This window comes from Dactylosporangium sp. NPDC051484 (assembly GCF_040689395.1).
GTDB lineage: Bacteria > Actinomycetota > Actinomycetes > Mycobacteriales > Micromonosporaceae > Dactylosporangium.
Window position 1 is genome coordinate 4254 of sequence record NZ_JBFAZX010000014.1, and the last position, 17484, is coordinate 21737.

A 17484-nucleotide genomic window follows, 5' to 3' on the forward strand; every position below is an offset into this window, starting at 1 on the left:
CGTCACCGAACGGACCGTGGTCCAGTTCGTCCCGTCCGCTGACGTCTGGATCTGGTACGCCTTACCGTACGCGGCCTCCCAGGTCAGTTTCACCCGATTGATCGCGTACGACTGGCCGAGGTCGACCTGGATCCACTGTGGATCGGCGAACGCGCTCGCCCAACGTGTCGTGGCCGAGCCGTCCACCGCCGCCGATGCCGGATAGGCGGCCGCCTCCGTGCTCGACGCGGTCGCCGGGCGGTTCAGCGCCAGGTTCCCCGTCGGGGGCGGGGGCGTCGTGGTGTTCGCGCCGTAGACCTCGAACTCGTACAGCGAGTAGCCGTACGCCGTGGCGCGGGTGGTGCCGTAGATGCGGACGTAGCGGCCGGTGGCGCCCAGCGCGGTGTTGTCGTTCACCCCGCCGGTACCGTTCGTCACCGAACGGACCGTGGTCCAGTTCGTCCCGTCCGCTGACGTCTGGATCTGGTACGCCTTACCGTACGCGGCCTCCCAGGTCAGTTTCACCCGGTCGATCGCGTACGACTGGCCGAGGTCGACCTGAATCCACTGTGGATCGGCGAACGCGCTGGACCACCGCGTCGTCGCCGAACCGTCCACCGCCGCCGACGCCGGGAACTCGGCCCCTTGCGTGCTCGACGCGGTCGCCGGGCGGTTCAGCGCCAGGTTCCCCGACGCCGGCGGGGGCGTCGTGGTGCCCGAGGTGAACGTGAAGTCGTCGATGTCGAACAGCGATCCGGTGGTACCGCCGGTGAACACCAGGTACAGCTGGTGCGTGCCGGACGGCGGGGTCACCGTGCCGGTCACATCGACCCACGTCTCCCACCCGCCGGTCGGGTTGACCTGCACCGTCGACACGGCCGGGCCGGTCGGCGAGTCGACCCGCACGGTGATCGTGCCACCGATGCCGGCCGAGGCGACCCGCGCGGAGAAGCCGGTGACGCCCGTCAGGTTGTACGGGTTGAAGGAGATCCAGTCGCCATTCTCGATGTACCCGACGGCGTTGCCACCGTGCGCGCTGGGCTTGGCGGCGATCTGGACGCCGTTCATCGATCCGTAGTGCTCGGCCTGGCGGGTTCGCGGCTGGAGCACGCGCTGCTCCTGCACCGCGGTCCCGGTCGGCGGGGTGTACACCGCGGCGATCACGCCGAAGACGTTCGCGGACGAGTCGTGCTCACCGTCCACTGTGGTCTGGATCGTCCCGGTGCAGCCGTTCTTACTGGTGATCGGGTGACCGTGACTGTCGTGGCCGAGGACGTAGTTGACCACGACCCGGTTGCAGTCGACGGCGCCGACGTTCGGGTCGGTGACCCGCACCTCGAACGGCACCAGGTCGCCGAACTTGAACACCGATCCGTCGGCCGGGGTGATGACCTGGACCGACGGCCGGCCGACCCCGATGGTGGTACTGGCCGTCGAGATCTTGCCGCCGCTGTCCCGTACCGTCAGCGTCGCGGTGTACTCGCCGTTCGCCGGGTAGGTGAACGTCGGGTTGGCCGCCGTGGAGTCGGTGATGCCGTCGGTGGTGAAGTCCCAGGCGTACGTGATCGGGTCGCCGTCCGGGTCGGAGCTGCCGGCCGAGCTGAATTGCACGGTCAGCGGCGCCGCGCCGGTCGACGGGGTGGCGCTGATCTGGGCGATCGGTGCCCGGTTGCCACCGTTGTTGTACTCGATACGGTAGAGGGCCGAGTTGGCGTCGCCGCCGAACCAGGTGGTGCCGTAGTCGAGCACGTACAGGGCGCCGTCCGGTCCGAACTCCATGTCCATGATCGCGGTTCCGGACCACGGGAACGAGTCGATCGCGCCGGCCGCGCCGGTGCTCGTCACGGTGGCCGTCTTGATCCAACGACTGGTGAACTCGCCGAGGAAGACCTTCCCGTCGTAGGAGGCCGGGAATTTCACATCGGAGACCAGCGTCGGGTTGTAGTTGTAGACCGGACCCCCCATCGGCCCGCCGCCGCCCAACTCGGGACGCCAGGGACCCGCGCCACCGTACGGCAGCCAGGCGGCCTGGGATGGCGGCAGGTTGGTGATACCCGTGTTGTTCGGCGAGTTGTTCGTCGGACCACCGGCACAGTTGAACGGACCGGCCGACGGCCCGTTGGGGAACGTGTACTTCTGGTAGGGCGTGTTGTAGTTGGAGCAGTACGGCCAGCCGAAGAAGCCCGGCTGGGTGATCCGCTCGAAGGAGACGGTGCCGGCGGGTCCGCGCTGCGGGTCGGCGGTGCCCGCGTCGGGGCCGTAGTCGCCGAGGTAGACGACCCCGGTGGCCTTGTCCACGCTCATCCGGAACGGGTTGCGGAAGCCCATGGCGTAGATCTCGGGCCGGGTCTTCGCCGTGCCCGGGGCGAACATGTTGCCGGCCGGGATGGTGTAGCCACCTGTCGCCGAGGGCTTGATGCGCAGCACCTTGCCGCGCAGGTCGTTGCTGTTGCCCGCGGTGCGCTGCGCGTCGAACGCCGGGTTGCGGTCGGGCCGCTCGTCGATCGGCGCGGAACCGGCCGAGTCGAACGGGTTGGTGTCGTCACCGGTGGACAGGTAGAGGTTGCCGGCCGCGTCGAAGTCGATGTCACCACCGACGTGGCAGCACTGCCCCCGGCTGGTCGGCACGTCGAGGATCGTCACCAGCGAGGCCGGGTCGATCGTGTAGTCGTCCCGCACAGTGAACCGGGCCAGCTTGTTGCTGCCGTTGAACGGGGCGAACTGCGCCGCCGTACCGGTCGTCGGAGAATCGCCGCCCGGCGTGTTGAGCGGGGGAGCGTAGTAGACGTACACCCACCGGTTGCTGGCGAAGTTCGGGTCGGCCTTGATGCTCTGCAGACCCTCCTCGTCGTGGTTGTAGACCTGCAGCGTCAAGGCGACCTTCGTGTTGCCGTTGACGTCGGTGTACCGGACGACGCCGTCCCGCGCGGTGTGCAGCACACCCCGGTTCGGCAGCACGGTCAGACCCATCGGCTCACCGGTCTCGGCCACGCCCTTGGCCAGGGTCACCTGGCTGAACGTGCCGGCGGGCGGCGGGTTGGTCCCGCCCACCGTGCAGTTGCCCGTGCCCTGGGCCGCGTACTTGATGCCGCCGAGCAGGTGCGTGCGGAAGTTGGCCTCGGTGTAGCTCTCCTGGGTGTGTCCGAGGCCGGTGTACCACGAGCGTCCGCCGTCGTAGGCGCGGCACCAGGAGATCGGGTGGTCGGCGCCCATGCTGCCGCCGGTGTACGTCGACTCGTCCAGGTTGGCCAGCACGTGCGTCGTCGCGCGGGGGTTCGTGCGGTAGTTGTACAGCTCGTCGGTCCGGTTCCAGTTGGCCGGCAGGCCGGCCGTGGACGGGTGGACCGTGTCCTCGACGCGTACCTTGACCGGCTGGATCGCCGGGTGGCTGGCGAAGTAGGCACCCACCAGGTTGCCGTACCACGCCCAGTCGTACTCGGTGTCGGCCGCGGCGTGTACGCCGACGTAGCCGCCGCCGGCCCGGATGTAGCGCTCGAACGCGGCCTGCTGGTTCGCGTCGAGCACGTCACCGGTGGTGGACAGCCAGATCACCGCTTTGAACCTCGCCAGGTTGGCGTCGGTGAACTGGCCGGCGTCCTCGGTCGCCTCGACCGTGAAGTTGTTCTGCGTCCCGAGCTGCTGGATCGCGGCGATGCCCGCCGGGATCGAGTCGTGCCGGAAACCCGCGGTCTTGCTGAAGATCAGCACCGCGTAGTCGGCGGCGAACGCCGGGGCGACGTTGACGCCGACTCCGGCCAGCACGATGGCGACGCAGAGCAGCACTCTGCGAAACATGATCGGTTTGCACCTCTCGTTGAAGGTTGCCGAAGACGTGCGCCGATCACGTCTACACCGCGATTGCGGTCGGTGGGGTGTGTTCGACTCCCGGCGCCTCGCCGAAGGCTGCGCGGGGTCGGTGTGCCGGTCGCCGTTAGCGGCGACGACCGGGTCTGTCCAGGTGGTTCGTCAAGCGGGTCTATCGAAGGGTGTGCGTGCGGTAGCCTCCCTCCACCTTGGTGGGTGGTGTGAGAGAGCGCTCTCTCACCGGGGTGCGGACAGTTAAGCAGACTCAACCCGACGTTGTGAAGACTCTCCATGTCTCGATCGCGCGGTCTGCGCGCAGACGCCGGCTCGCCGGCGGCCAGAGCCCGGCCAGGGACACCCCAGGGGCCGGACCAGCACAGGCGCTGGTCCGGCCCCTGGGTCCGGGTCGCGGTCGGGCTACTTCTGGTAGCCGTTGTTGTCACAGGTCCTGCGCTGCAGGACGCACTCCTTGGTGCGCTTGTTCATGGTGTCGACGTCCCACATCACGAACGCGTCGCCGTGCATCGACGAGGCGCTCTTGCCCTCCTTGTCGGAGGAGAGGTAGTAGCCCTCCGGGGTGCCCTTGGCCCCGTACTGGATGTCGAAGGTGATCGCCGGGATCTTCACCGGGTGGCTGGCCGGGCAGGCGTTGCCGGTGCCGTACGCCACGTGATCCTTGTGGTTGGGGCTGTCCAGGTGCTCGCCGTCCCAGCAGTCCGGGAACTGCAGCATGAAGTGCAGCGTGGCGTTACCCCCGCAGATGGGCCAGTTCTCGTTGGTGCTGCGGGCAACGCCGTCGAGGTCGCCGGGGCCGTAGAAGGCGCAGTAGAACTGACCCCTCGCGCCGCGCGGCGTCGGCTGCTTCTTCTTGGCGTCGCCGCTGATCATGCGCAGGCCGCTGGGCATTGGCATCTGGCCGGTCGAGGTGTTCGTGAGCGAGCGGTAGTAGACCCGGAAGCCCGTGGTCTCGACCGGTTTGCCGGTCGCGTTGTCGTAGAGCGTCGGCACCCAGTAGGCGGAGTGGTCCTGGACCGGCTTGCAGGTGGTGGCCGTGAACTTCGTCAGATCCGCGGCCGTGGTGCTGGCGTTGACGGCTTTGTTGCCGACGAAGGAGTGCATGTGCGAGGCGCCCGGGAGGCCGGGGGCGACGATCGGGTCGTCCGCCAGCGAGTGGCTGTACTGGCAGTCGGCCCGGAACTCCGGGAGGTTGCCCACACCGGCCGGGACGGGATCGGTCTTCAACGCCTGGTACGCGTCGACCTGCGCCTTCCAGGCCGCGTGGTCGACCGCGACCCAGCCGGTCGCGGGAACCTTCGGCGGGGCCGAGGCCGAGGCCGAAGGTGGTGTGGAGGCCGACGGTGTCGCGGAGCCGAGAGCGGACAGCGACGTGCCGGACGACTCCGCGGCCGGCGCGCCCGGCGGCGAGGTGTACGCGGTGGCGTTGGCGGCGGCGTTGGTGGCGTTCGACGGCTCGGGCTCGGCGGCACAGCCGGTCAGATACACGGCCGCGCCGACGATCACGACGACGGCGATGCTCCGCTTGTCCCGGACGAGTCGCCCCAGGAGACCGGGACGCGACGGCGGCGGGCCGGCGTCGGGTTCACGGAGCGCGGTATACGACACGGGTCTCTCCCCAACGAGCACGACACGACGCGCGCGGCCGGGCGGCCACGGCCGCCGGTATGGTAGGCACCCCCGCCCCGTATCGGACAGGTCTCTAAACCTTCCTTAACGTGGACCACTGCCTGCCAACAGTTTTGGCGTCCGCGACGGTGCTCACGCGTCCTCCTTGCGGGACACCGCCCCGAACGGGACGGTTGACGCCGGCGACCGGCCGGGTGCGGGGTGCCGCCAGAGGCCACGCCGGGCAAGCTCCGGCAGCACGCCCTCCCCGAACCGGTAGGCCTCCTCCAGGTGCGGGTAGCCGGAGAGCACCAGCTCCGAGATTCCCGCGGCCACGTACTCCTCGATGAGATCGGCGATCTGCTCGTGGCTGCCGACGAGGGCGGTGCCGGCGCCGCCGCGGACCAGGCCGACGCCGGCCCACAGGTTGGGGTACACCTCCAGGCCGTCCTTGGTGCCCCCGTTGAGGGCGAGCATCCGCCGCTGGCCCTCGGACTCGCTGCGGCGCAGCCCGGCCTGGACGTGGCGGATCTGCTCCTCGGAGATGCCGGCAAGCAGCCGGTCGGCCTCTGCCCACGCCTCCTGCGCCGTGTCGCGGGCGATGGTGTGCACCCGCAGGCCGAAGGCGAGCGTCCGGCCTTCCCGTTCGGCCAGCTCGCGCACCCGGCGGACCTTCTCGGCGACGGCGGCCGGGGGCTCGCCCCAGGTCAGGTAGACGTCGGTGTGCCGGGCCGCGACGTCGAGCGCCGCGGGCGACGACCCGCCGAAGTAGAGCAGCGGCAGCGGGTCGGGCACCTGGGCCAGGACCGCGTCGGAGAGCGCGAAGTGGCGGCCCTCCACGGTCACCGGCCGGCCCGTCCACAGGTCCCGCACGATCTGCAGGAACTCCCCGCAGCGGGCGTAGCGGGCGTCCTTGTCCAGATAGTCGCCGTACATGCGCTGCTCGTGGCTCTCGCCGCCGGTGACGACGTTGAGCAGCAGCCGGCCGCCGGAGAGGTTCTGGAAGGTGCCGGCCATCTGCGCGGCGAGCAACGGCGAGGTGAGGCCGGGCCGGAACGCGACGAGGAACTTCAGCCGCTCGGAGACGCCGGCCAGCATCGCGGTGGTGATCCAGGCGTCCTCGCACCAGGCGCCGGTGGGGGTCAGTGCGGCCTCGAAGCCGAGCTGCTCGGCCGAGCGTGCGATCTGCCCGAGGTAGGCCACGGAGGCGGGGCGCCCGCCGTTGCCGGCGGGGGTGCCGTGGCCGCCGCCGACGACCTGCCGGCCGTCGCCGCCGTTGGTGGGCAGGAACCAGTGGAACTTGAGGTCGGTCATCACACCTGTCCTGGTTGGGGGCGGGGCACTGGAGGTATGTTGGTAAAAACTATAGGGTTAGTAGGTTATTGCCGCGCAAGACCTTGCCCGGAAGGCGTTGTCGATCCCCTGAAAGCCGTCACCGATCACCGGAGTACGCCGTGCGCATCGAACAGCTCGAGTACCTCGCCGCCGTGACCCGCTACGGCTCGCTGCGCCGTGCCAGCGAGCAGCTGCACGTCTCGCAGCCGGCCCTCAGCGAGGCCATCCGCAAGCTGGAGTCGGAGCTCGGCGTGACGCTGCTGGAGCGGCACCGCTCCGGAGCTCGGATCAGCCTCGCCGGCCGTGAGCTGCTGCAGCCGATCGTCGACGTGCTGGAGTCCGTCGACCGGCTTAAGGCCGCCGCCGGCGACCAGCTGGCCACACGGCGGCTGCTGCGCATCGGCACCGTCAACGCCGGCACCGCCTCGCTCGTCCTGCCGGCCGTGCGTGCCTTCCAGGCGACCCACCGCCGCGCGGCGGTCGAGGTGCGCAACGTGCAACAGGACGAGATCCACACGTCGCTGCTCGACGGCACCCTCGACCTCGGCCTGGTGAACCTGCTCGACGGCGACGACGTGCCGCCCGGCCTCGAGCCGACCCCGCTGCTCGTGGGCCGCCCGGCGGTGGTGTTGCCGGCCGGGCACCCCCTCACCGCCCAGTCCGAGGTCTCCGCCGACGACCTGCGCGCTGAGCGGTTCGTCGCGATGCGGTCGGGCTATCTCATGTACCGCTTCGCGCATCGGCTCTTCGGCTCCGACCTGCCCGCCGAATGGCACTCCACAGACGGCGCCGAGATGGGCAAGATGATGGTCGCCGAGGGCATCGGGCTCACCGTCCTGCCCGACTACAGCGTGCTCGGCGACCCGCTCGAGCGGGCCGGCCTGATCGTGACGAGACCCCTCGCCGGTGACAGCACCCTCGTGACGATGGCGGCGCTGCACCGCCGGCAGACCCGGGTGCCACCGGCCGTGCGCGAGGTGCTGGCACTGCTGCGCGAGCGGGCCAGCCGGCCGCTGCGCGACCGCACCGCCTGAGCCGGGGCCGGCGAGCCCCGGATCGGCAGCGTCGATCTGGCCGGTGAGCGTCCCCGCGATCGCTGCCGAGGATAGACTCCATGGTCGGGGAATGGGTGCGGGTGCGCCGACCATCTATCGATGCCACTCGAAGGGATCACCGCAATGGCAAAGGTCATCTCCACGCTGTTCGTCTCGGCTGATGGTGTGGCCGAGGTTGACCCCGACTGGCACTTCCCGTATTTCGACGAGAACATGGGCCGCGCCGTCGGCGAGGACTACGACACGGCCGACGTGCTGCTCATCGGCCGTGAGACCTACGACAGCTTCGCCGGAGCGTGGCCCGGCCGCGAGGCGGCTGGTGGCGACGACGCGTCGTTCGCCAAGCAGCTCGGGGACATGCGGAAGGTGGTCGTCTCGCGCCAGCCGCTGGAATTCTCCTGGCGCAACTCCGAGCTGATCGGGGGCGACCTCGTCGAGGCCGTCGCCGCGCTCAAGGCCGATGCCGGCATCAAAGGCATCCTCATCCCCGGCTCGATCTCCGTGGTGCAGCAGCTGCTGGCCGCGAGACTGATCGATGAGCTGCGCCTGCTGGTGCATCCGGTGGCGGCGCGCAAGGGCCGCAGGCTGTTCGACGACGGCGACGCGCCGTACCACCTGAAGGTGACGGCGACGGAGACGTTTCCGACGGGCGTGATCCGGGTGATCTACGCGCCGGCCGAGGCGCCCGCCCCGGTTGGCTACGACGAGGTCAAAGACCGGGTGCCCGAGGGGCAAAGCGGTTGACGAATGATGCTGCAAGGGACGAGCAGGAGTTGGCCGGCGGAGGGATCAACCGGGTGGTCCGCGTGGGTGAGACCGTGCGCCGGCCGCCGCAGCCATGGAGCCCGCGGATGCACCAGCTCCTCACGCATCTGCAGAAGGCCGGCTTCACCGGCGCTCCCCGTTCATTCGGCAGCGACGAGCGGGGACGTGACATCTTCGGATACCTCGACGGCGAAGTCGGCCACTATCCCTGGACGTCGGCGGTGGCCAGTGACGCGGCGCTGGCCGGCGCCGGCCGCCTGGTGCGCGACTTCCACGCGGCCACCGCGGACGTCGCCGGCCGGTGGCTCGACGGCTGGCAGTGGGCCGCCCGCGAACCGGTCGAGGTCATCTGCCACAACGACCTCGCTCCCTACAATTGCGTCTATCAGGGCGAGCGGGTCATGGGAATCATCGACTTCGACACGGCGGCCCCCGGTCCACGCGCGTGGGACCTGGCCCTCGCCTTGTACCGGTTCGCTCCCCTCAGCCGCCCGGGAGACGGCGAATCCGTCGAGGACGTGACCCGGCGCCAGGCGGTTCGGTCGCGGCTCTTCCTGGACGCGTATGGTGCCGGCCCCGCGCTGCGGGTCGCCGCGATCGATCAGGTCGTGCCCCGGCTGAGCGCACACACCGACTTGATGCGGGCCGCGGCCGCCGACGGGGACGAGAACTTCGCGCGGCACATCGCCGAAGGACACCTCGACCACTACCTGAAGGACATCGCCTACCTGCGCGAGCAGCACGAGGCCTACCGGTCGGCTCTCGCCGGCGAGTCGTGAACGCGTGCCGGGCGGAGCCGCTCTCCGCCCGGCATCCGCCCGCACACGCAGCGAAGGGCGCCGCCCGCCACGAGTCCGCTTACGGAGCTTGACCCCGCGCGATGGGCGCCGGGATCTCGCGGCACTCATGGATCATTGAAGTTATGATCATCTATACCAAAAGCCTCCGCACTTGACGTTCGGGGGAATTCGCACGCACGCGGCAACTGGCGATGATTTTCGAGATCGATCGCTACTGTCAAGCGGATTCGAGAGTTTTTGAGAATCGTGCACCGCGCGATCTGCCGTTGCGTCACCGGAGCGGGGATATCGGGGGGTGGTGGGTGGCGATGTTCGTATCGATCCGTTACCATCCGCGCCGCAAGCTGCCAGCCCTGCCGTGATGTCGACGGCGTCACGGCCGCGGGTCGGCGTCACAATGTGACGTGGGTCACACGGATTCATCATTGATGTCGATCAAAAGTGCTACCTACAGTTGGCCTGCGAATTGCATTCGCGATGAAGGTCTGCGTCCCTCGGTCAGTCAATTCGTCAATGTCAAACGTTTGTATTTGCCCGACGAATTCATCCGATAATCACGGTGGTTTTCCCGGCCAAGGGAATGCCGTGTCTCGCCGCACCCTGGTTAGGTGTGCACGGATCAGGCCGTGCCCGACAACGTTCTGGGATGGGAAGGTCATGCCTCGAAGCCAGTCGTACAACACGTACTCGAACCTGCAGCGCCCCGAGCTGCGCAAGCGCGTCGATGACCTGCTGATCAAGTTCGAGCAGGACTTCTACGCCAAGATGCAGGGCGCCAAGGGCATGCTCGACGTCAACGCGTTCTCGATGGAGCTGTACAAGCGTCACAACGTCGAGACGATCCTGCGCATCGCCCTGAAGCGCGCGGTCGACCCGCTGATCGCCAACTACTGGGCCACCCGTGACCCGCAACTGTGCAAGGAGTGGGGCCTCTACGGTGCCGAGGAGGGTCGCCACGACCGGATGTTCGCCGGTGACCTGCACAAGGTCGGCATGAGCGACGCCGACATCTACGGCACGAAGCCGACCTTCGCCACCGAGATCCTCAATGGATACTTCTACTACACCTTGGCCACCGAGGGTCCGCTCGCGTCCATGATCAGCGGCTTCTACCTCGAGTACATCGCCAGCAAGACGCAGCCCGACTGGCTCAACGCGATGGAGCCGCACGTCGGCGCCGACAAGACCAAGGGTGCCCGCGCGCACCTCGCCCTCGACGAGGACGACGACCACACCGACATGGTCTGGAACATGATCATGCGGGTGATCAAGACGCCCGAGGAGGAGGAGAAGCTCGTCGAGCACCTCATCAAGATCAACGCGCTGTTCGTCTCGTACTTCGTCGAGGTGTACACCGCGACCGTGCTGCGGCAGCAGGCCGCCGACCAGGCCGACGCATCGGCGATCGCCCAGGCGGCGCCGGCCGCGGCGGTGACGACGAATCTCGAGACCGTCGCCTCGCTCGTCTGACGTTCACCGGTGGCCGGGGCGACCGCCGTCGTCCCGGCCGCACCCTGTCGACCGCTGTTGGAGGCACCATGCAGTACACCTGGCCGACCGAGCTTTCCGAAGACGACATGCTGGAAATGCTCGACATGATGAACGCCGTCGCCGTTCGTGAACGGACCCTGGGCTTCTTCGAGCCCCTCGACCGTGGCAAGGGGCTCAACCTGCTCCGCGCGTTCGACGCCGACCTTCGCCGTGGCACTGTGCAGCTGCTCGCGGTTCGCAACGACGAGGGCCGCATGGTCGGCATGGTCACCCTCGCGCGGGCGCCGTTGCCGGCGCGGCGTCACGTCGTCGAGATGCGCCGGTGCGTGGTCCACCCGGACTACCGCGGGCAGTTCCTGATCGAGGGCTGGGAGCACGCGCTGCGCAAGGCGGTAGAGATGGGCTGCGCCGTCGTGACCCTCGAGGTGCGCGACGACGGCCCGGTCGCCCTGTGGCGGCGTATCGGTTTCAACGAGTACGGGCGGCTGCCCGACTACGCGCGTAACGACGGCAACCCGGTCACGGGGTTCTTCATGTACGCGCGGTGCCGCGAGCTGCTCGAGCACTTCGAGCGGACCGGCAGCTGGGTGCACGAGGCGCCGGCCGTCGCTGTCGCACGCTGATCACGTCCACCGTCGCGTCCACATAGGAGCTTTCTGTGTCGAAGATCGCCGTGCTCACCAACGACCTGCAGTACGAGCTGGTCGAGAAGAACCCTGAGCGGGTGGCCGCAGTGGCCGCCGCGACTCCGCACTTCACCGCCTTCCTCGACGGCGTGCGCCGCCGTGGCCACCACGTCTTCCACCTGCAACTGATCAACCGGCCCGACGACCCGAACGCCGAGCGCTACGAGGGCCACCTGCCGGTGCAGCAAGGCAGCCGTGGTGCGCAGATCATCGAGGAGTTCCTCGCGCCCGACGACGTCGTGCTGGAGAAGAGCAAGGACAGCGGGTTCTACGAGACCGACCTGCATGATCGGCTGCAGAGCCTCGGCGTCGACACGGTGGTCATCACCGGCATGCAGACCCAGATCTGCGTACAGACCACCGCCGCCGACGCGTTCTTCCGGGGGTACAACATCTGGGTCCCGGCCGACTGCGTCGTCTCCGCCCGGCCGGAGGACCGCGACCGCGCCCTGGAGTGGCTGGCCGGCTACTGCGCGACGGTCTCCACATCGCAGGAGCTGTTCGAGACCCTCGACGCGCAGGGCGAACTGCCGCGCAAGGTGATCAAGACCCCCTGAAAGGTGATCCCGCATGAGCACCAGCACGGCAACTGACGGACAGATCGTTCTCGACCACGGCACCGGCGCGCTGCTGAGCCAGGAGCTGGTCCACCTGATCGCCCAGACCCTCGGCGACGTGTACGTCGGGGAGATGGAGGACAGCGCCACCCTGACTGTCGACTCTCCCCGCATCGCCATGACGACCGACAGTTTCGTGGCCGACCCGCCGTTCTTCGGCAACGGCGACATCGGCAAGATCGCGGTTTGCGGCACGGTCAACGACCTGGCCGTCGCCGGCTCGACGCCGCGGTACCTGACGCTCGGGCTGATCCTGGAGACCGGCCTGCCCATCGAGAAGCTGCTACGGGCCATGACGTCGGTGCGGGAGACCGCGCGCGAGGCGGGCGTGCAGATCGTCTGCGGCGACACCAAGGTCGTGCGCGCCGGGGAGGCCGACCAGATCTACATCAACACCGCCGGAGTCGGCTTCTACCGCCGCGAGCCGCTGCGCATGGCCGACGTGCGCGCCGGCGACAAGGTGATCCTCAGCGGGCCGATCGGCAACCACACGGTCCACCTGCTGTCGATCCGCGAGGGGCTGGGCTTCGAGACACGGGTGCACAGCGACTGCGCCCCCCTGAACGGCATGATCGACGACGTCCTCACCAAGGCACCCGCCGGGACCGTGCACTCGATGCGCGACGTCACCCGCGGCGGGCTCTCGGCGGTCCTGCACGAGTACGCGGCACGGGTCGGCCGGGTGATCGGCGTGGACACGCCGAGCCTGCCGATCCAGCACGAGACCGCGATGGCGGCCGACATGCTCGGCATCAACCCGGTCCACTCGGCCAACGAAGGGTGCCTGGCGCTGTTCGTCGACCCGGCCGCGGAGTCCGACGTGCTGGCCGCCCTGCACGCGCACAAGTACGGCCCGCATGCGGTCGTGATCGGTGAGGTCACCGACCGGCCGGGGTCCGACGTCGTGCTGCGCGACGCGGACGGGCGCGAGTCGGTGCTGGAGGAGCTGCTCGGCGCCGAGCTGCCCCGGCTGTGCTAGGAGACGTCGTGCATCAGAACACCGTCGCCGAACGGTGGACGATCCGGGTCGTCGGCGTCGTCCAGGGCGTGGGCTACCGGCCGTTCGTCTACCGGCTGGCGCACGAATGCGCGCTGACCGGCTGGGTGCGCAACGACCCCGAGGGTGTGCTGACCGAGGTCGTCGGCGCCGGCCCGGCACTGGAGCGCTTCGCGCGCGACCTCAAGGCCGCGGCGCCCGAACTGGCGCGCGTCGATGACGTGCGGGTGCTGCATCGGGCACCCGCCGGCGCCGATGTCCCGGCCGCGTTCACCATTGTCCAGAGTGGACACGAGGGCCGACGGTCGGCCCTCGTGCCGGCCGACACCCACGTGTGTGCCGACTGCCAGCGCGAACTGCGCGACCCGTCCGACCGTCGCCACCGGTACCCGTTCATCAACTGCACCAACTGCGGCCCGAGGTACTCGATCGTGCGCGCTCTGCCGTACGACCGGGCGCAGACCACGATGGTCGCGTTCACCATGTGTCCGGACTGCCAGCGCGAGTACGACGACCCGGCCGACCGCCGCTACCACGCACAGCCGAACGCGTGCGCGGTCTGCGGGCCGCAGCTGACACTGACCGACGCGGCCGGTGAGTCCCTGACGGGCGAACAGGCTCTGCGCCGGTGCGCGCAGGCGCTCGCCGACGGTGCGATCGCGGCGATCAAGAGTGTCGGCGGCTTCCACCTGGCCGTCGACGCCACGAACGCCGACGCGGTGGCGCTGCTGCGCAAGCGCAAGCGGCGCGATTCGAAGCCGTTCGCGGTGATGGCGCGGGACATGGCGACCGCCGAGCGCCTGGTGCGGCTGTCGGACTCCGAACGTGCGGTGCTGAGCTCGCCCGCACGTCCGATTCTGCTGGCCCGCAAGCATGAGGGTGTACTCCCGGAAGCCGTCGCGCCGCGCAACCCGAACCTGGGTGTGATGCTGCCGTCGGCGCCCCACCACCACCTGCTGCTCGATGAGCCGGGGCTGGAGACGCTGGTGATGACCAGCGGCAACATCTCCGGGTATCCGATCGCGTACCGCAACGAGGACGCGCTCGCGCAGCTGTTCGCGGTCGCCGACGTCATCCTGTACCACGACCGCGATATCGAGATCCGTGTCGACGACTCGGTGGTCCGGCTCTCGGAGCATCCGGGCCTCGAGGAACCGCTGTTCACGTTCATCCGCCGGGCACGCGGGTATGCGCCGTACCCGGTGAACGTGGGTCGTGAGGTGGCCACCTGCGTCGCCTACGGCGCGGAGCTCAAGACCACCGTCGCGGTGGCGGCCGGCAGCCAGGTGTTCGTCAGCCAGCACATCGGCGACCTGAAGAACGACGAGACCTACGCCTCGCATCGCCGCACCGCCGAGCACCTGGCGGCCTTGTACGAGCGGACGCCCGAGTTCGGCGTGTACGACATGCACCCGCAGTTCCGCTCGACGCGCGCCGGCGGCGGGGTGGGGAGCGACCCCGCACAGACCGTGTATGTGCAGCACCACCACGCGCACATGGCCTCGTGCATGGCCGAGCACCAGCTCACCGGTACCACCCTCGGGGTGATCTTCGACGGCGCGGGGTACGGCACCGACGGCACGATCTGGGGCGGCGAGTTCCTGCTCGGCGACTTCGCCGGGGTCGAGCGGGTCACGCACCTTCGCCCACTGCCGCTGATCGGCGGCGACCGCGCGGTACGCGAGCCGATCCGCGCCGGGTTCGCGCTCGCGCTCGACGCGTTCGGCGCGTCCGAGTACGCCGTCGAGGCCTTCCCGGCACTGTCGGTGCTCACGTCCGACGAGCGGCACGTGTACACGACGATGGCCCGCCGCGGCGTCAACGCCCCGCTGGTGTCGAGCATGGGCCGGCTGTTCGACGGCATCGCGGCACTCGTCGGGGTGTGTGGCCGTGCCGAGTACGAGGCGCAGGGCCCGATCGAGCTGGAGGGACTGCTGGGGCGCGACATGAGGGCCGAACCCGGCTACCGGTTCGCGTTCGACCTGTGGGGCGAGGTGCTGCAAATGGACCCGCGGCCGGTGGTCCGGGCGGTCGCGGCCGATCTGGCCGCCGGGGTCGACCTGGTCACCATCAGCCGCCGGTTCCACAGTGCGGTCGTGGCGGCCGTGCGCAAGCGGTGCCTGGTGCTGCGTGAGGAGGCCGGGGTCAACCAGGTCGTGCTGTCAGGCGGCGTCTTCCTCAACGAGTTCCTGCTCGTCAACTGCATGACCACGCTGCGGGCCGACGGTTTCGACGTGCGCTGTCACCGCCAGGTTCCCACCAACGACGGCGGCATCGCGCTCGGCCAGGTCATGGTGGCCGACGCCGTACGTGCCGCGGGGAGGCAACGGCCATGACCGCCACCACCGCCGACGAGGCGTACGCGTTCGTGCGCAGCCGCGAGTCCAGCGCCCGCACCTACGCGCGCTCGGTCGATCGTGTTCTGCAGTACGGCAACCTGGCCCGGGTACACGACACTGAGGGTCGCGAGTACCTCGACTGCCTGTCGGTGGCGGGCACCCTCGCGCTCGGGCACAACCACCCGGTGGTCACCGAGCGGGTGCAGCAGTTCCTCGCGTCAGGCCAGATCCAGCAGGCGCTCGACCTGACCACGCCGGCCAAGTACGAGTTCCTGCGCACGCTGTACGACCAGCTTCCGCCGGCCTTCGCGGCCACGGCCAAGGTGCAGTTCTGCGGCCCGGCAGGTGCCGACGCCACCGAGGCCGCGGTGAAGCTGTTCAAGACCGCCACGAACCGCCGTACCGTGGTCGCCTTCCACGGCGCCTACCACGGCATGACGGCGGGCGCGCTGAGCCTGACCGGCAACCTGGTCGCGAAGACGGCGGTCGCCTCGCTCATGCCCGACGTGCATTTCCTGCCGTACCCGTACGACTACCGCTGCCCGTTCGGACTGGGCGGTGCGGCGGGGGTGCGGGCGGGCCTCGCGTACATCGAACGGGTGCTCACCGACCCGGAGAGCGGCATCACCCGTCCTGCCGCGGTGTTTGTCGAGGCCGTGCAGGGCGAGGGCGGCGTGGTGCCGGCCCCGCCCGAATGGCTGCGCGGCCTGCGCGAGATCACCCGGAGGCTCGACATCCCGCTGGTCCTCGACGAGATCCAGACCGGATTCGGCCGCACCGGCACGATGTTCGCCTTCGAGGCGGCGGGCATCGAGCCCGATGCCGTGCTGCTGTCGAAGGCCGTCGGCGGCGGTTACCCGCTCGCGTTGGTGCTGTACCACGAGCGGTACGACGTATGGCAGCCCGGCGCCCACGCGGGCACCTTCCGCGGCAACCAGGTCGCAATGGTGGCAGGCGCCGCCACGATGGCGGTCATCAAGTCCGCCGACCTCGTGACGAAGGCCCGGACGAATGGCGAGCGGATCGGCGCCGCGCTGCGCGTGCTGGCCCGCAGCCGGCCGGAGATCGGCGACGTGCGGGGCCGCGGCCTGATGTGGGGCGTCGAGGTGATCGACCCCGACGCGCCGGCCGACGCCCTGGGCAGCCGGCCGGGCGACGGCGAGCGGGCGCGGGCGATCAAGCGGCGCTGTCTCGAACATGGTCTGATCGTCGAGAGCGGTGGCCGGCACGGAGCGGTGCTGCGGCTGCTGCCACCGTTGGTGATCTCGGACCGCGAGATCGACGAGATGATCCAGAAGTTGGAGAAGGCCTTTGTGGACTGTGGCTGAAGTGGACGGTCAGGCATGACGACGCGGACCGGACCCCAGTGGCGGGTCGAGTTCGACGCCGAGGTGGAGTTCAGCAACGGCGGTGCGTTGCAGGCACAGGAGTTCCGGCTCGACATCCCGGGCAGCGACATCGACGACGAGGCGCTCGGCGAGCTGTTCGTGCGTCACCTCGGGCTGCTCATGGTGGGCAGCACGAAGATCACTCGCAAGGTGCTGTTGCGGGAAGCGCACAAGGGCGGTCGCGGTGTCGCCGCCGCGACCGGCCCGCGGCGGGTCGTCGAGCTGACCGGTGGCACGCTGCACGCCGGCCCGGCCGCGCTCGTCGACCTGCCGGTGACCCTGGTGCGCACCCTCGGCAGCGCCAGCACGGAGATAGACCGCTCGACCCTTGTGCCGTTCGAGGTCGCCGGCACCGCCGTGGTGTTGCACACCGGCGGTGACGGGCACCTGAACGACGCCGCGGCGGCCTGGCTCGCCGAGCAGAGCGCCGCGCTGGTGGTGACCGATGCGCAGCTACCGCACACGGTCGCGGTGCCGGTGGTCACCGGCGTGGGCGGGCTCGACGCGCTGCCGTCGGCCGGCGCGCGGCTGCATGTCGTCGCACTGTCCACAGGGGATGGTCCCGGGCCCGCCCGCGTCTACGCGGTCGTCGAAGGAGGATAGTG

General features: G+C 69.5%; 13 protein-coding genes. 10 read left to right on the forward strand and 3 right to left on the reverse strand.

Annotated elements, in window-relative coordinates:
• From AB0367_RS22770 to AB0367_RS22780, 3 genes are all read right to left on the reverse strand, one after another.
• Positions 1-3774: ThuA domain-containing protein (locus AB0367_RS22770; RefSeq protein WP_366228387.1), on the reverse strand; the 3774-nt coding region annotated here is incomplete at its 3' end.
• Between the two features lie 426 nt (positions 3775-4200).
• Complete coding sequence (locus AB0367_RS22775) at positions 4201-5406, reverse strand: DUF1996 domain-containing protein (RefSeq protein WP_366228388.1); 1206 nt, start codon at positions 5404-5406, stop codon at positions 4201-4203.
• Between the two features lie 153 nt (positions 5407-5559).
• Positions 5560-6720 (reverse strand): LLM class flavin-dependent oxidoreductase, encoded by a 1161-nt coding sequence (locus AB0367_RS22780; protein ID WP_366228390.1) that lies wholly within the window; start codon positions 6718-6720, stop codon positions 5560-5562.
• Between the two features lie 140 nt (positions 6721-6860).
• Between AB0367_RS22780 and AB0367_RS22785 the strand changes: the two genes are divergently transcribed.
• The 10 genes from AB0367_RS22785 (at position 6861) to AB0367_RS22830 (ending at position 17482) form a co-directional block, all read left to right on the forward strand.
• Positions 6861-7775: a LysR family transcriptional regulator gene (locus AB0367_RS22785; RefSeq protein WP_366228391.1), complete on the forward strand. Its 915-nt coding sequence runs from the start codon at positions 6861-6863 to the stop codon at positions 7773-7775.
• Positions 7776-7919: 144 nt separating this feature from the next.
• A complete protein-coding gene (locus AB0367_RS22790) occupies positions 7920-8540 on the forward strand; it encodes a dihydrofolate reductase family protein (RefSeq protein ID WP_366228392.1) in 621 nt (206 codons plus the stop codon).
• A 107-nt stretch (positions 8541-8647) separates the two neighbouring features.
• Positions 8648-9340 (forward strand): phosphotransferase, encoded by a 693-nt coding sequence (locus AB0367_RS22795; RefSeq protein WP_366228393.1) that lies wholly within the window; start codon positions 8648-8650, stop codon positions 9338-9340.
• Between the two features lie 678 nt (positions 9341-10018).
• Positions 10019-10831: a hypothetical protein gene (locus AB0367_RS22800; RefSeq protein ID WP_366228394.1), complete on the forward strand. Its 813-nt coding sequence runs from the start codon at positions 10019-10021 to the stop codon at positions 10829-10831.
• 68 nt (positions 10832-10899) lie between these two features.
• Positions 10900-11475, forward strand: a complete 576-nt coding sequence (locus tag AB0367_RS22805; RefSeq protein WP_366228395.1) for a GNAT family N-acetyltransferase — start codon at positions 10900-10902, stop codon at positions 11473-11475.
• A gap of 35 nt (positions 11476-11510) precedes the next feature.
• Positions 11511-12095, forward strand: coding sequence for an isochorismatase family cysteine hydrolase (locus AB0367_RS22810; protein WP_366228396.1), 585 nt, complete (start codon positions 11511-11513; stop codon positions 12093-12095).
• Between the two features lie 13 nt (positions 12096-12108).
• Positions 12109-13134, forward strand: coding sequence for a hydrogenase expression/formation protein HypE (hypE, locus tag AB0367_RS22815; protein WP_366228397.1), 1026 nt, complete (start codon positions 12109-12111; stop codon positions 13132-13134).
• Positions 13135-13142: 8 nt separating this feature from the next.
• Positions 13143-15488, forward strand: coding sequence for a carbamoyltransferase HypF (gene hypF, locus AB0367_RS22820; protein ID WP_366228398.1), 2346 nt, complete (start codon positions 13143-13145; stop codon positions 15486-15488).
• Positions 15485-16819, forward strand: a complete 1335-nt coding sequence (locus tag AB0367_RS22825) for a diaminobutyrate--2-oxoglutarate transaminase family protein (RefSeq protein WP_366228399.1) — start codon at positions 15485-15487, stop codon at positions 16817-16819. The genes hypF and AB0367_RS22825 overlap by 4 nt, the downstream gene beginning before the upstream one ends.
• Before the next feature lie 15 nt (positions 16820-16834).
• Entirely contained in the window at positions 16835-17482 is a 648-nt protein-coding gene (locus tag AB0367_RS22830; protein WP_366228400.1) for a hypothetical protein, read from the forward strand.
• Positions 17483-17484 lie beyond the last annotated feature (2 nt).

Bases quoted from the DNA above. Each gene is read 5' to 3' on its own strand.
- AB0367_RS22780 (WP_366228390.1), bottom strand. From the start codon at position 6,720: ATGACCGACCTCAAGTTCCACTGGTTCCTGCCCACCAACGGCGGCGAC.
- AB0367_RS22795 (WP_366228393.1), top strand. From the start codon at position 8,648: ATGCACCAGCTCCTCACGCATCTGCAGAAGGCCGGCTTCACCGGCGCT.
- AB0367_RS22790 (WP_366228392.1), top strand. From the start codon at position 7,920: ATGGCAAAGGTCATCTCCACGCTGTTCGTCTCGGCTGATGGTGTGGCC.
- AB0367_RS22825 (WP_366228399.1), top strand. From the start codon at position 15,485: ATGACCGCCACCACCGCCGACGAGGCGTACGCGTTCGTGCGCAGCCGC.
- hypE (WP_366228397.1), top strand. From the start codon at position 12,109: ATGAGCACCAGCACGGCAACTGACGGACAGATCGTTCTCGACCACGGC.
- AB0367_RS22805 (WP_366228395.1), top strand. From the start codon at position 10,900: ATGCAGTACACCTGGCCGACCGAGCTTTCCGAAGACGACATGCTGGAA.
- AB0367_RS22800 (WP_366228394.1), top strand. From the start codon at position 10,019: ATGCCTCGAAGCCAGTCGTACAACACGTACTCGAACCTGCAGCGCCCC.
- AB0367_RS22830 (WP_366228400.1), top strand. From the start codon at position 16,835: ATGACGACGCGGACCGGACCCCAGTGGCGGGTCGAGTTCGACGCCGAG.